This is a genomic window from uncultured Caulobacter sp. (assembly GCF_937900395.1).
GTDB lineage: Bacteria > Pseudomonadota > Alphaproteobacteria > Caulobacterales > Caulobacteraceae > Caulobacter.
Genome location: NZ_CALCDX010000216.1, coordinates 89864 through 103500 on the forward strand (window position 1 = coordinate 89864; position 13637 = coordinate 103500).

General features: G+C 66.0%; 9 protein-coding genes. 6 read left to right on the plus strand and 3 right to left on the minus strand.

Features of this window, described 5'->3' with window-relative positions:
• The first annotated feature begins 259 nt into the window (after positions 1–259).
• The 4 genes from Q0379_RS19345 to Q0379_RS19360 all read left to right on the plus strand — a co-directional run bounded on the left by Q0379_RS19345 (position 260) and on the right by Q0379_RS19360 (position 6471).
• Entirely contained in the window at positions 260–2968 is a 2709-nt protein-coding gene (locus Q0379_RS19345) for a TonB-dependent receptor (RefSeq protein ID WP_299015480.1), read from the plus strand.
• A gap of 78 nt (positions 2969–3046) precedes the next feature.
• A complete protein-coding gene (locus Q0379_RS19350; RefSeq protein WP_299015482.1) occupies positions 3047–4780 on the plus strand; it encodes a CocE/NonD family hydrolase in 1734 nt (577 codons plus the stop codon).
• On the plus strand, positions 4777–5907 hold the full coding sequence (locus Q0379_RS19355; protein ID WP_299015485.1) for a CapA family protein: 1131 nt from the start codon (positions 4777–4779) through the stop codon (positions 5905–5907). Before Q0379_RS19350 ends, Q0379_RS19355 begins: the two co-directional genes overlap by 4 nt.
• A 63-nt stretch (positions 5908–5970) precedes the next feature.
• Positions 5971–6471 carry a MarR family winged helix-turn-helix transcriptional regulator gene (locus tag Q0379_RS19360; protein ID WP_299015487.1) on the plus strand — a complete coding sequence of 167 codons (501 nt, stop codon included), beginning with the start codon at positions 5971–5973 and terminating at the stop codon, positions 6469–6471.
• 4 nt (positions 6472–6475) lie between these two features.
• On the opposite strand, the gene Q0379_RS19365 is transcribed toward Q0379_RS19360, so the two are convergent.
• Together Q0379_RS19365 and Q0379_RS19370 are read right to left on the minus strand one after the other, a co-directional pair.
• Positions 6476–7891 (minus strand): MFS transporter, encoded by a 1416-nt coding sequence (locus Q0379_RS19365; RefSeq protein WP_299015490.1) that lies wholly within the window; start codon positions 7889–7891, stop codon positions 6476–6478.
• 133 nt (positions 7892–8024) lie between these two features.
• Complete coding sequence (locus Q0379_RS19370) at positions 8025–8567, minus strand: MarR family transcriptional regulator (protein ID WP_299015493.1); 543 nt, start codon at positions 8565–8567, stop codon at positions 8025–8027.
• A gap of 69 nt (positions 8568–8636) precedes the next feature.
• Between Q0379_RS19370 and mhpT the strand changes: the two genes are divergently transcribed.
• Together mhpT and Q0379_RS19380 are read left to right on the plus strand one after the other, a co-directional pair.
• Positions 8637–9860: a 3-(3-hydroxy-phenyl)propionate transporter MhpT gene (gene mhpT, locus Q0379_RS19375; RefSeq protein ID WP_299015496.1), complete on the plus strand. Its 1224-nt coding sequence runs from the start codon at positions 8637–8639 to the stop codon at positions 9858–9860.
• Between the two features lie 250 nt (positions 9861–10110).
• Positions 10111–12402, plus strand: a complete 2292-nt coding sequence (locus tag Q0379_RS19380) for a TonB-dependent receptor (RefSeq protein ID WP_299015499.1) — start codon at positions 10111–10113, stop codon at positions 12400–12402.
• Positions 12403–12452: 50 nt separating this feature from the next.
• Here Q0379_RS19380 and Q0379_RS19385 read toward each other — a convergent pair whose 3' ends face one another.
• Positions 12453–13343: a hypothetical protein gene (locus Q0379_RS19385; RefSeq protein WP_299015502.1), complete on the minus strand. Its 891-nt coding sequence runs from the start codon at positions 13341–13343 to the stop codon at positions 12453–12455.
• Between the last annotated feature and the right edge of the window lie 294 nt (positions 13344–13637).

Sequence of the window (13637 nt, forward strand, 5' to 3'; positions counted from 1 at the left end):
TCAGAGAGGGCGCGTCGCTCGTGTCAATAAATAGTTTGCATCACAAACTATATCGCCAGCAGACAGTCCCCGAAATGGGACGCCCGTTCCAGGGCGCGCGCGTCCGCGCCCGTCCATAACGTCGTTCTTGATTTTTCGCGGGCCCACTTGAAATTCAGATTGTTTGTGTAACATACTATTTGCGGTCGAACGATTTTTAGCTCGACCGAAAATAGAACAGCCGACGGCGGGGCGCCGGACGGCGCACGGGAGGGCCGCCATGAAGACCACCAACTCACGCCACGCCTGCGTCTCGCATCTGGCCATGATCGCCGCCGCCTGGTCGGCCGCATCGGCCGTGCAGGCGCAAACCGCGCCGCAGACCTCGACCATCGAAGACACAGCGGTCTCGGAGATCGTCGTCACGGGCACTAGCATTCGCGGCGTGGCGGCCGCTGGCTCGCCGACCGTCGGCGTGAGCCTTCAGGACCTGAAGGCCTCCGGCGCCGGCGCGCCGAGCGATGCGTTGCGCATGCTGCCGCAAGTCCTGAACCTGGGCGCCGATGAAAGCCGCAACAGCTTCAACGGCGGGGCGCAAGATGCCGCGGCCAACTCCACCGCCGTTCGGACCGCCAACCTCCGCGGCATCGGCCCCGAGGCCACCCTCCTGCTGCTGAACGGTCGCCGCCTGGCGCCGAACGGCATCATCAAGGCGCTCGGCGACCTTGACCAAATCCCGACTTCCGCCGTCGGACGCATCGAGGTCGTCACCGACGGCGCCTCGGCCATCTACGGCTCGGACGCCGTGGCCGGGGTCGTGAACCTGATCACGCGCCGCTCCCTTGACGGCGGCGAGACCACGTTCCGCTACGGGTTCGCCGACAACGTCTCCCAGAAGCAGTACAGCCAGACCTTCGGCAAGACCTGGGACACCGGCGAGCTGTTCTTCTCGTTCGAGCACAATGAGCGGGGCAATCTGTCGGGCGCGGATCGCGACTTCGCCAGCCAGAACCGTACCGCGCGGGGCGGCTCGGACGCCCGCCCCTTCACCGCCGCGCCCGGCAACATCGTCATCGGCGGCGTGCGCTACGCCCTGCCCGCCGGCAATGGCGTCGGCGTCAACCCGTCCGCCTTGGTCGCGGGCACGGCCAACCGCTATGACGAAGGGGCGGCCGCGGACCTGCTGCCGAAGCAGAACCGGAACACGATCCTCTTCAATGTGCACCAGCACATCGGCGATAAGGCCGAGGTCTGGTACGAAGGCTTCTACACCCGCCGCAAATTCAACCTGGCGGCGCCGCCCGCCCTGTTCAGCCTGACGGTGCGGAACACCAACCCCTGGTTCGTCTCACCCGCCGGCCAGACCTCGGAGACGGTCGAATATCGCCTGACCGACGACGCCGATCCGAACTCGACGGGGTTCGAGAACGCCCAGCAGAACGCGATTGGTTTCAACTACGATCTGGGCAAGCAATGGCGGATCGCCGCCTATGCCGACCACAGCATCAGCCGGGGCTTCCAGGATCGGAAGAACGTGCTGAACAACGCCGCCCTGACCGCCGCCCTGGCGAGCAGCGACCCGACCACGGCGTTCAATCCCTTCGGCAATGGCGCGTTCAACCGCACGAACAACGCGCGCCTGCTCGACATCATCGACGCCAACCGCGCGACGTGGGGCACAAACATCGCCAAGGACTACTCGATCAAGGCCGATGGTCCGATCTTCAACCTGCCCGCCGGCTCGGTCCGCGTCGCGGTGGGCGCGGAATATCACGACAACAGCTTCAAGCAGACGCTCGAGGCCACCAACGTCCTGGCCAGCGGCGCGGCGACCTACAAGATCGTAAGCAACAGCCGCGACATCAAAACCGTCTACGGCGAGCTGTTCGTGCCGATCGTCGGCCCCTCCAACGCCCTGCCTGGCGTGCAGCGCCTGGAGCTGTCGCTGGCGGGCCGCCGCGAGGACTATTCCGACTTCGGCAAGACCACAAACCCTAAGATCGGGGTGATCTACGCGCCGGTTGCAGACCTGACGCTGCGCGCCACCTACGGCACGTCGTTCCGCGCCCCGTCGCTGATCGACAGCGCCGACCAGATCAAGAACATTTTCATCCAGAACCTGACCGATCCCGCTTCGGCCACCGGCGTCACGCGCGGCATCTTCACCAACGGCGGCAACGGACAGCTTGGTCCTGAAACCGCCAAGACCTGGTCGGCGGGCTTCGACTGGAAGCCCAAGGCCATCAACGGCCTCAACGTCTCGGCCACCTGGTACAAGATTCTCTACAGCAACCGCATCGACGTGACCCCCAACACGGCCCTGGCCAACGGCTCGGTCTATGCGCCCTTCATCACGCGCCGGCCGGCGGCGTCGGACGCCGCCGCCACGGCCGCCTTCAACGCCCTCGTCGCCGCGGCCATGGCTAGCCCCGACCTGCAAAACCCGGTCGAGCCGGTCGCCAACATCAACGTGCTGATCGACGGCCGTCGCCAGAACCTGGGTAAGCTCGACCAGCGCGGCCTCGATGTCTCGGTTCGCTATGCCTTCGCCACGCCGGTCGGCGACTGGACGGTGTCGACCGAGGTCGCCAAGGTCCTGAAACTTGAACGCAAGACCGCGGCGAGCGCCCCTTGGCAAGACGTGCTGGACACCTTCGGCAACCCCATCGACCTGCGCGTGCGCAGCGCGCTGGGCTGGCGCTCGGACGGCTGGTCGGCCAACCTTTTCGCCAACTATACCGACAGCTACCTGAACACGGCGGTCACCCCGAACGTGAAGGTCAAGAGCCAGACCATCTTCGACGCCACCGCGTCCTACGCCTTCGAGCGCGAGGCGGGCTGGGCCAAGGATCTGCGGATCTCCGCCAACGTCATGAACCTGTTCGACAAGGATCCGCCGATCGTCCTGAACGGCACCCTTTCGTGGGACAGCCAGGCCGCCTCGCCGCTGGGCCGCTTTGTCTCCGTGGAGATCAGCAAGGCCTGGTGATCTCCGATCTTCCCCCCGGGAACACCTTTGGCGGGCGAGCTTGGCTTCGCCCGCTGCTTCTTTTTCAGTGAGCCTCGTATGAAGTCCTCAGCGATCGCCCTCGCCGCCGCGCTTTCGGTCACCAGCGCAGCCTTGCCCGCCGTCGCCGCCCCGCCGTCCAACTTCGGCGCCTATGCGCCCAAGGATATCTATTCGCAGCAGGTGGCGACCTCGTTCTACCTGCCCATGCGCGACGGCACGAAGATCGCGATCTCGCTGCACCGGCCGGCGGTCGACGGTAAGCCCGTGGACACGCGGCTGCCGGTCATCTGGCACCATACGCTGGATATCGAAAAGTCCGGCGTGCGCGAGACGGGGGCGGCCCAGTCTCTCACCGACCTCACCCGCGCGGGCTATGTGGTCGCGATCGTGGCGCGCCGAGGCAACGGCGCCTCGTTCGGCGTCCGACGCGGCTACGAAGACTTCACCGAGGGCTTCGACGCCTACGAGATCACCGAATGGCTGGCCGCCCAGCCGTGGTCCAGCGGTCGGATCGGCATGTACGGCTGCTCGAACACGGGCGAGGCGGTGATGCACGCCATGATCGCCCGTCCGCCGCATCTGAAGGCGGCCTTCGCCGGCTGCTTCGCCTGGGAGCGCTACGACGGCCACACGCGCGGCGGCATCATCTCCCAATATGGCACCGGCCCCACCCGGACGCTCGAAGACGACATGAAGGCCACGCCGGTCCAGGGCGACGAGGATCGCGTCCTGCTGCGCCAGGCGGCGGAGGAACACCAGAAGTCGACCAACCTGCTCGAGCTGATGAAGTCCATGCCCTATCGCGACAGCTGGTCGCCGTTGGTCATGGCCAAGTTCTGGGGCGAGGTCAGCATTGGCGCCTATCTCAGCCAGCTCAAGGCCTCGAACGTGCCGCTTTATATCCAGGGCGGCTGGTACGACGACTTCCGCACCGAGGGCCTGATCGCCCAGGCCAACCTGCCCGCTCAGGCGCGCATCGTGATCGGCCCTTGGCGGCACTGCCTGAACGACGGCTTCGACCTGCGCGCCGAGCAGCTGCGCTTCTTCGACCACTATCTGAAAGGCGAGGCGACGGGGATCGAGACCGACGCCCCCATCCACTACTTCACGATCGGCGCGCCGAAGGGCCAGGAATGGCGCTCGACCGACCGCTGGCCGCGTCCCGACCCGCGCGACGCCCTGTTCCTGGACGCGGGCGCGTTGAAGCCCAAGCCCCCCGCCAAGACGGCGACCAGCAGTGTCACGGTCGACTACGCGCCGACCTGCCCGCCCGATCCGGTGCAACCCAACTGGGGCCCCTTCGCCCAGCCCTGCCATCCGGCCAAGGCGAGCTTCGTGTACAGCGGCCCGGTCTTGAAGGCCGACACCGAGATGACCGGCTCACCGCTGGCCGACCTGTGGATCTCGTCGACCGCGCCGGAACAGCCCGTGTTCGCCTATCTCGAGGACGTCGCGCCGGACGGCTCGGTGACCGTGGTCAGCGAAGGCCGCCAGCGCGCCTCGCTGCGCAAGGTCGTGACAGCGCCCTGGGACACGATCGGCACGCCGTGGCGTCGCGCCTGGACCGAGGATCATCAGCCGCTGAAAGCCGGCGAGCCCGTGCGGGTGTCGTTCGACATGCTGGCGGTGTCCTACGTCTTCAAGGCCGGCCACCGGGTGCGGATCGCCGTCAGCGGCGCCGAGCCCCGCGAGCGCGCGCGGATCGAAACTTCGCCCCCGCCGACCCTGACCTTGCACACCGGCGGCGACACGCCTTCCAGCGTGACGCTGCCCGTGCGGAGCGCCCCATGACCGCGCCGTTCAAGCTCTACATGACCGGCGACTTGGTTCTGGACGAACCCAACGCCGACTTCTTCTTCGACAAGGCGCGACCCTTGCTGGCGGAGGCCGACCTGCTGATCGGCCATGTCGAGGTGCCCCACACCACCCGAGGCCGAGAGTCGGTCGGCGACATCCCCGCCCCCGCCAGCGATCCTGAGAATTTGAAAGCGGTCGGCCGGGCGGGATTTCACATGGTGAGCCTGGCCGGCAACCACATCCACGACCGAGGCGGCGAAGGCATCGAGGACACCATCGCCAACCTGACCGCCCAGGGGATCGTCAGCGCCGGCGCCGGGCTCGATCTCGACCAGGCCCGACGGCCCGCCTTGGCGGCCCGACGCGGCCTTCGCGTCGGCCTGCTCAGCTACAACTGCGTGGGTCCCAAGGAAGGTTGGGCCGGCCCGAAACGCGCCGGCTGCGCCTATCTGAAGATCATTACCCACTACGAACTCGAGAACGCCAACCCGGGCGGGCCGCCCAAGGTCTACACCTTCGCCGATCCCGACACGGTCGAAGCCATGCAAGCCGACGTCGCCGCGATCCGCGCGCAGGTCGACGTGCTAGTCGTCGCCTTCCACAAGGGCGTGGTCCACACCCCGGCCCACATCGCCATGTACGAGAAAGCCGTGTCGCGGGCGGCTATCGAAGCCGGCGCGGACATCGTCATCGGCCACCACGCCCACATCCTGCGGGGCGTCGAAGTCTGGCGCGGCAAGCCGATCTTCCACGGCCTGGGAAATTTCGTCACGGTCACCCGCGCCCTGACGGCGGAGGGCAACGACAACCCCGTCCGCCGCGCGTGGGCCGAAAAGCGCAAGGCGCTGTTCGGCTTCGAGCCGGATCCGGACTACCCGCTTTATCCCTTCCATCCCGAAGCCAAGAACGGCATGGTCGCGGCCTGCCACATTGATGCGAACGGTGTGATTAGCCCTGGCTTCCGGCCGATCTGGATGACTCCGACAGGCCAGCCAGAGCCGCTCGGAGATGACGCGCAAGGTCGCGCTGTGGCCGAGTATGTCGCGGCGATCAGCCATAAGGTCGGTCTCAAAACCGAATTCGCTTGGGAAGGCGACCGCGTCGTCTTCAGGAGCGCATGACCATTGACCGCGACTGACCAAATCGACGAGGAAGTCATTCAGCCGCCGGAGAAAAGACCGCCGATGACCGCCAAGGCCGAGCCCATCGCGACCGTTGAAGACGACGAGCCCCGAGGCGAGATTTCCCTTGGCGTGCTCGACGACTTGGTCGGCTTCCGGATCCGTCGGATCCAAAATCACCTGTCGCGCGCCTTCAACGCCCTGCTGGATCGCGAGGAAATCCGCCCTGGCGCATTTTCGGCGCTGGCCCTCATCGCGGCGAACCCGGGGCTTTCGCAAAAGACGCTGGCGCGCGAGGTCGGCTTCGACAAGGCGACGATCGTCGCCATCCTCGACAACATGGAACGCCTGGGCTGGACGATGCGCCAGCGTTCACAGACCGATCGGCGCCGTCACCTCCTCTTCGCCACGCCGGTCGGCCTGAAGGCTCTGGAGGAGATGCGCGCCCTGGCGCACGTCAACGAAGCGTCGATCAAGACGGCGCTGACCGACCAGGAACATCAGGTCCTGCACACGCTGCTCGACAAGCTCTACAAGCGCTGCTTCGCCGACAGCGACCAGTAGCGTTTCAGGCGGCCGCCGGCTCGTTGGCCTTCAGCCAGCGCGCCCCAAGCACCAGGAAGCCCGCCGCCAGCAGGAAGCCCATCGAGACCACCACCAGGGCGGTCTGCAGCCCGGCCGCCGAGGCCTGGGCGCAGGCCTGCGCGACCTCCGTCGCCGCGCCCTTGGCCGCCCGCCCGCCTGGACAAGCCGCATGGAAGACGCCCAGGGCGGTCGGGAAGGCGCGGCCAGCGACGTTATCGCTCACGCCGCCGGCGATCAGAGGACCGGTCATGCCGCCGATCACCGTCGCGCCGAACATGAAGACGGCGGCGCCGGTGGCTCGCATGGTTCCGGGCACGATGTTCTGCACCGCGGCGTACATCGGCCCGTTTTTGAGGTTGTAGGCGACAGAGGCGGCCAGCAACAGCGGAAGTCCCAGCGCCCAGTTCGGCTGGGCGAAGGCCAAGCCATAGAAGAGGCAAGTCAATACGCCGCCGACCGCCGGCACCAGCACGTAAGAGCGTCCGCGCGCGTCGGCCAGCTTGTCGGCCGCCAAGCCGCCCAAGAAGGTTCCAGCCAGCCCAAGCATGCCACCCAGGCCGACGACGCCGCCCGCCTCGGACAAGGTCAGGCCATGCGTGCGCATCATGAACGAGACGGTGAACACCGTGACGCCATTATAGGCCAGGCCGATGAAGGCCCCGCCCACCACCAGCATCACGAAGGCGGGGTTACGCAACAGCACGCCTAGGTCCGCCGAGAAGGTGGAATTGGACTTCGCTTCGACCTTCGCGGAGGTGTCGGCCTGGGCCCGATCGCGAGGTTCTCGGAGGGTCAGCCAGGCCAGCAGCGCGAGCACCAGACCCGGCAGACCCACGACCAGGAACGCCGCGCGCCAGCCCCACTGCTGGGCGATCAGCCCGCCGACGATCGGCGCCAGGATGGTGGCGAAGGACGGCGCGGTGCTGACGATCGACATGACCATGCCGCGTTGGCGCATGCTGAAATTGTCGGCCAGCAGCGAGTGGCTGACCGGAAGGCAACCGCCCTCCCCCATGCCCACGCCGACGCGAAACAGCAGCAGCTGGACAAAGCCCTGGGCGACGCCGCACAGCGCCGTCATCGTCGACCAGACCGCGACCACCGCCGCCATTAGGCGGGCGCGGTTAGTCCGCTCGGCCAGTCGGGCGACAGGAATGCCGGCGACGGAGTAGAACAGCGCGAAAGCGGGACCGCTCAGCAAGCCCAGCTGCCAGTCGCTGAGCCGCAGCTCGCGCTTGATGGGCTCTTGCAGAACGTTGAGCACGATCCGGTCGAGGTAGTTGCAGATCGTGATCAGCAACAGCAGACCGACAATATAGATATGATAGGGTCGCCAGACGATCTTGCTCGTCGCGCCAGCCTGGGACGCATCGACGTCTCCGCGCACGGCGTCAGACATAAGTTTCCTCCATGGCGTCGGTCGCCGCGCCTTCAGTGGGCGCTTTATTTGTTTCTACATCATATTGTTTGTTGCGCAAATCATTTGACGACAGGTCGATGCGGCCTGGAGCGAGTTTGCCTCGGCGGCCGAGCTAGATCTCGGCGATCCGTTCCAGAACGGCTAGCATCTGCTCTTTCTTGAGGTCGCCGAGCGCCGCCAGGACCTTCTTGTCATGCGCCGCATGCGCCGCTTTCGCCCCCTTCAGAAGCGCCGAGCCCTCGGGGGTTATCGAAAGGGCGTAGGAGCGCCGATCACCGGGAACCGGATCGCGCCGAACAAGCCCCCTAGCCTGCAGTTGGTCGAGAATGATGACTAGGTTCGGGCGCTGAATGCGCAACATGTCGCCGATCGCCCGCTGCTGGAGACCGGGCGTGGCCTCGATGACCAGCAAGACAGAGAGATCCGTGACGCGCAGGTCAAAGGGCTTTAGCGCCGCCAAGAGGTCCTTGAACACCGCGACCTGAGCCAGCCGGAGCACGAACCCCACGGTGGTCTCCAACCCTCCCAACGAGAGGGCTGCCTCAGTCGTCGTCTTAAGTTCCGCAGCGTTAGCCATCAACGCGTCTTCCTCGCCTTGCCCGTTTCGTAGCACGGCGAGCGGATTCGCGCCGATCGTCGCGAATAGGAGCGACATTCCATAATAGTTATGACACATATCAAAAAGACGCGACGTAGAGCGCGATGGTGAGAAGGGGGAGGATCCATGATCGATGGAAACGACATGGCGCGCGGACGCACGAGTCTGGCGGCCGTCGCCATCTGTTGTCTTTTGGCGGTCTTCGAAGGCTTTGACCTGCAATCGGCGGGGGTCGCCGCGCCCCGCCTGGCGCCGGACCTGGGGCTCTCGCCCGACGCCCTCGGATGGTTCTTCAGCGTCAGCACGTTCGGCTTGATGTTCGGCGCCGCCGTTGGAGGCCGCCTCTCCGACCGACTAGGGCGGAAGACCACCCTGCTTTTCTCCGTGGCCGTGTTTGGTCTGCTGTCGATCGCGACCGGCCTTGCGAACGACCTTAACAGTCTTCTGCTGGCCCGCTTCCTGACCGGCGTGGGCCTGGGGGGCGCCCTGCCGAACCTGATCGCGATCGTCGCCGAGAGCGTCGAACCTCGCCTGCGCAGCCGAGCCGTTGGCTTTCTTTATGCGGGTCTGCCCTTCGGCGGCGCGATCGCCAGTCTAGTCAGCCTCGCCGGCGCCGATCCGTCGGATTGGCGGGTGATTTTCCATGTCGGCGGCGTGGGTCCCTTACTCGCCCTGGCGCTGGCCATTCCCCTGTTGCCCAATCCGCCAAAACCTGTTGGCGCGGCTCGAGACGCCTCCGTCCAGAAAGCGGGCTTCGCCGAAGCCGCTTTTGGCGACGGGCGCGGCCTGACGACGCTCCTCCTGTGGATCTCGTTCTTCCTGGCGCTGCTGATCATGTACCTCTTGCTGAGCTGGCTGCCGTCGCTGCTCATCGGCAAGGGCCTTAGCCGACCCGATGCGGGCCTGGTGCAGATGGCTTTCAACCTCGCCGGGGCGGTGGGCAGCGTAGCGACGGGCTGGCTGATGGATCATCCCAACAGACGAACCCTGACCATACTCGCGGTCTTCGGCGCCTCGGCCGTCGCGCTCGCCGCCGCGGCCTCGGCCCCAGCCTCGCTCTCGATCTTCCTGGTCGTGGGCGCGGCGGTCGGCGCCACCATCTCCGGCGTCCAGTCCACGGTCTACGGCATGGCGCCGAGCTTCTATCCCACGCGCCTGCGAGGCACCGGCGTGGGCGCGGCCGTCGTCATGGGACGCCTAGGCTCGGCCGCCGGTCCCTTGCTGGCGGCGTCGCTGATCGGCGCTGGACGTGCGCCCAGTCAGGTTCTCCTGGCGCTTCTGCCCATCCTCGCCGCCGGCGGTGTCGCCTGTCTGTGGCTGAGCGGTCGAACCAGGCCAAGCGACGACTAAATCCAACCCTTCCTGGTTCTTGGGATACGGGGACGCGCGCGCTCAGTACGAGCGCGCGCGTCCTTCCGCATGCGCCTGAGACTCGCGAAGCGCGACCTTCGCGCAACATTGTTCTTTGATTTTCGGAACGTGGCGAGAGGCGGTTGCACGCGGCATACAATCATGCTCTGAAATAGTTAGTACGCATAACAATCAGAACGATCACGAGCGCTCGCGCTGGATGATCATCGACGTACCGGGAGGAAAACCTATGCCCAGGATTGGGACTATCTCCGGCCGCCTGCGCGCCGGGGGACTGATGGCTTGCGCGGTGGCCGGTGTTCAGGCGATCGCGACACCGTCCGTCGCTCAGAACACCGACACCCAAACGGCCCAGATCGAAGAAGTCGTCGTGACGGCTCGCCGTCGCGAAGAACGCCTGCAGGACACGCCCGTCGCCGTCACGGCGCTTGGCGGAGAGGCCCTGCAAAGCCGGGGCGTCGAGAGCGTCGACCAGATCGCCAAGTTCGCGCCGAGCATCCGCTTCGACGGCGCCGCGGCGCTTAGCGGCGGCAACTACAACGCGACGGTCTTCATCCGGGGCGTCGGCCAGAACGACTTCGCGATCTTCAGCGATCCCGGCGTCGGCGTCTATGTGGACGGCGTCTACTACGCCCGCTCCATCGGCGGCACGTTGGACGCCTTCGACGTCAGCCGCATCGAAGTGCTGCGCGGCCCGCAAGGCACCCTGTTCGGCAAGAACACTATCGGCGGCGCGGTGATCATCACCACCGATCAGCCTAAGGACACGTTCGGCGGCAAGATCGAGGGCGTGATCGGCAGCCTCGATCGTCGCGACGTGAAGGGCCACGTCGACATCCCCCTTAGTGACAAGGTCTCGGCCCGCCTCTCGGCCGCGCGTCTCACCCGCGACGGCTACGGCAAGCGCCTTCTGACCGGCGACGACCTGGGTGACCGCAACGCCACCGCCGCCCGAGCCCAACTGCGCTGGGAAGCCTCGGATGCGGTCACGGTCAATCTGTCCGCCGACTATACGCGCGCCCGCGAACATTCCGCGCCGCAGAAGCTCCTGGTGATCGGCTCGGTTCCCGGCTTCGTGGCTGGACCGTTTATCGCCAACTTCAACACCTATGTCGCGCCGGGTCTCGGCATCACCGCGCCGAACGGCTCGAAGACGCTCAACACCTCGTTCCTGACCAACGATCCGTACACGACCTATGGCACAGGTCCGAACATCAACGACCTGGACCTGTGGGGAACCTCGGCTACCGTGGATTGGGATCTCGGCGCTGTGTCCTTCAAGAGCATCAGCGCGATCCGGGGCCTGAAGGCGACCTTCGCCCGCGACGGCGACAACACGCCCTTCACCTTCCGCGAGACCTTCAACCACGACGTCCAGGCCCAATACAGCCAGGAATTCCAGCTCAGCGGCGCGTCCTTCGATAACCGTCTGACCTGGGTGACGGGCGTCTACGCCTTCCGCGAACGCGGCACCGACTCCGGCTTCGCCAAGCTGGCTCTGGGCCTGGCGCCGGGCGCCTCGCCGCCGCCCTATAGCCCGTCGGCGGCGGTCTATACCAAGGTGACCAGCACCACCTACGCGGCCTTCGCCCAAGGCAGCCTGACCCTTACCGATCGGCTGAGCGCGACGCTCGGGGCCCGCTACAACCGCGATGAAAAGGACTACGTGCTGGACCACCGCCGCATCCGCGACGGCGGGATCATCGCCCTGCTCTCACGCAGCGGATCCTGGAACTCGTTCACGCCGAAAGTCGGCCTCGAATACAAAGCCACGCCGGACGTCCTGTTTTACGCTTCCGTGGGAAAGGGCTTCAAGAGCGGCGGCCTCAACGCCCGCCCGCTCAACGACGCCTCGGAGGTCACCGAGTACCAGCCCGAGACGCTCGTCACCTACGAGGCCGGCGCCAAGACCGCCTGGCTGGATCGCCGCCTGATCCTCAACGTCGCCGGCTATTTCAGCGACTATCAGGACATCCAGGTGACGGTGAACCAGACGCCGCGCAACTTCGTCGCCAACGCGGCGGCCGGCGAAGTCAAGGGCGTCGAAGTCGAACTGCAAGCCCGGCCGACGACCCACTGGAGCTTCAACTTCGGCGGCGGCTACATGGACGCCAAATATACCGAGGTCGGCAACGGCCTGGCGGCGGGTCAGGTGCTGCCGATCACCCTGGCGACGCACTTCGTGAAAGCGCCCAAGTGGACGCTGAATGGCGGCGTCGAATACGGCCATGATCTGCCCAACGGCGGGCGGGTGACCGCCCGGGCCGACTGGACCCACTACAGCACCGTCTACAACGACGTCGCCAACGACCCCGACCTGACCCAGCCCGCCTACGACCTGTTCGGCGCGCGTCTGGCCTACGCGTCTCCGGACCAGCTGTGGCAAATCGCGCTGTTCGGCTCCAACCTGTCCGATGAGCGCTACAAGGTCTCGGGCAACGCCTCCAGCGGCTTTGGCCTGAAGGAAGCTAGCTATGGCCGTCCCCGTGAATGGGGTCTCAGCTTGAGCCGGAAATTCTAGTCTGCCTCAACGCCTTGCCCGAGCGCTCGCCGCTCCGGGCAAGGCGAAGGCTAATTCGCGGCCTGATAGTCGGCTTCCCACCAGCCCAGCAGGTCCCGCTCGCCCATGATTGAGAAAAAGCGCATCAGGATCTGGCGATGACGCTCGGCGAATTGTCGCCAGATCGGCGTATCGAGTAGTTCGGCGGTGATCAAATAGCCGCGAGACACCTTCTGACACAGGCCATTCTCGGCGAGCCGCAGAGCGTTGCGCCTTACGGTTTCGAACGGTACGCCCAGCGACCGTGACAGGGACAAGGCGGAAACGGGTTCGCCGGCGCCAGACTCCGTCGCCTGGCTCTCGCGCAGGATCGTGAACAACAGGACGATGCCGAGGGGCTTGTGGACCATCGACAGAAGCGTCTCGATCAATCGCAGGAAATGATCGCCCCAAAGTCGCATCATGTATCTGTGCGGGATCTCTCCATCGCCGGTCCCGCCCGTTGGCGCCTCCAGCGCGCCCGCGCGTCTGAGGGCGCAATAGAGGTCGCCGATCGCCCGCCAAGTCGCCTTGGCGGTATCGATGTAGACGGGGGTCGCGGTAACGCTCTTGGGCATGTAGACCCCTGCGCTCGTCTGGACCAGGAACCCGGATTCGACCATCAGCGCCACGCGCCGTCGCGCCGTCTCCTGGGGAATGCCGAGCGAGATGGCGATCGACCGTGATCTCACCGGCCTGCGCACCTCGTCGGGCGGCGGACTGCTCAAGCCCGCATAGGTCTTCTGGAACGCCAAGTTGCGAGCCATCGGCGCCAGGTTTGCCTGGGCTATGGCCAGCGCCAAAATCGTGTCGAGCGCCGAGCGGAAGCTCCCCCTTAGGAAACCGCTAGCAATCAGGTCAGCCGAGAGCGCCAGACAAAGCCTTTCGACGTCCCTGTCCGTACTCGAGGCCGACGGCGTCATCGCCGCGAATTCCCGTCAAAGCTCTTTCCAAGTGCTACGCGCACAACACATGCCCCCAAATGCCGCCTCGCGACATGTAGGCTTTGCGTTTAGCGGGCGCAATCGAGGTGGGCCAAGACTTGAACCCGTCAGTAGGAAGATAGCGTAACCATCAAATCGCTACCCGTGATGCGTAGCGAATTCTCGCCAAGATCGCGGCCTCACCCCGATCGTCGCCGCCCGAACAGGCCTGCCCGGGCTGACCCGCGCCACCGCCCTGGCGCGGGTCGATGGCGCGATTGGTCTCGGCGACGA

What these genes read in the sequence shown, in the direction of transcription:
- Q0379_RS19345 (WP_299015480.1), top strand. Translation starts at nt 260, where the DNA reads ATGAAGACCACCAACTCACGCCACGCCTGCGTCTCGCATCTGGCCATG.
- Q0379_RS19350 (WP_299015482.1), top strand. Translation starts at nt 3,047, where the DNA reads ATGAAGTCCTCAGCGATCGCCCTCGCCGCCGCGCTTTCGGTCACCAGC.
- Q0379_RS19355 (WP_299015485.1), top strand. Translation starts at nt 4,777, where the DNA reads ATGACCGCGCCGTTCAAGCTCTACATGACCGGCGACTTGGTTCTGGAC.
- Q0379_RS19360 (WP_299015487.1), top strand. Translation starts at nt 5,971, where the DNA reads ATGACCGCCAAGGCCGAGCCCATCGCGACCGTTGAAGACGACGAGCCC.
- Q0379_RS19365 (WP_299015490.1), bottom strand. Translation starts at nt 7,891, where the DNA reads ATGTCTGACGCCGTGCGCGGAGACGTCGATGCGTCCCAGGCTGGCGCG.
- Q0379_RS19370 (WP_299015493.1), bottom strand. Translation starts at nt 8,567, where the DNA reads ATGTCGCTCCTATTCGCGACGATCGGCGCGAATCCGCTCGCCGTGCTA.
- mhpT (WP_299015496.1), top strand. Translation starts at nt 8,637, where the DNA reads ATGATCGATGGAAACGACATGGCGCGCGGACGCACGAGTCTGGCGGCC.
- Q0379_RS19380 (WP_299015499.1), top strand. Translation starts at nt 10,111, where the DNA reads ATGCCCAGGATTGGGACTATCTCCGGCCGCCTGCGCGCCGGGGGACTG.
- Q0379_RS19385 (WP_299015502.1), bottom strand. Translation starts at nt 13,343, where the DNA reads ATGACGCCGTCGGCCTCGAGTACGGACAGGGACGTCGAAAGGCTTTGT.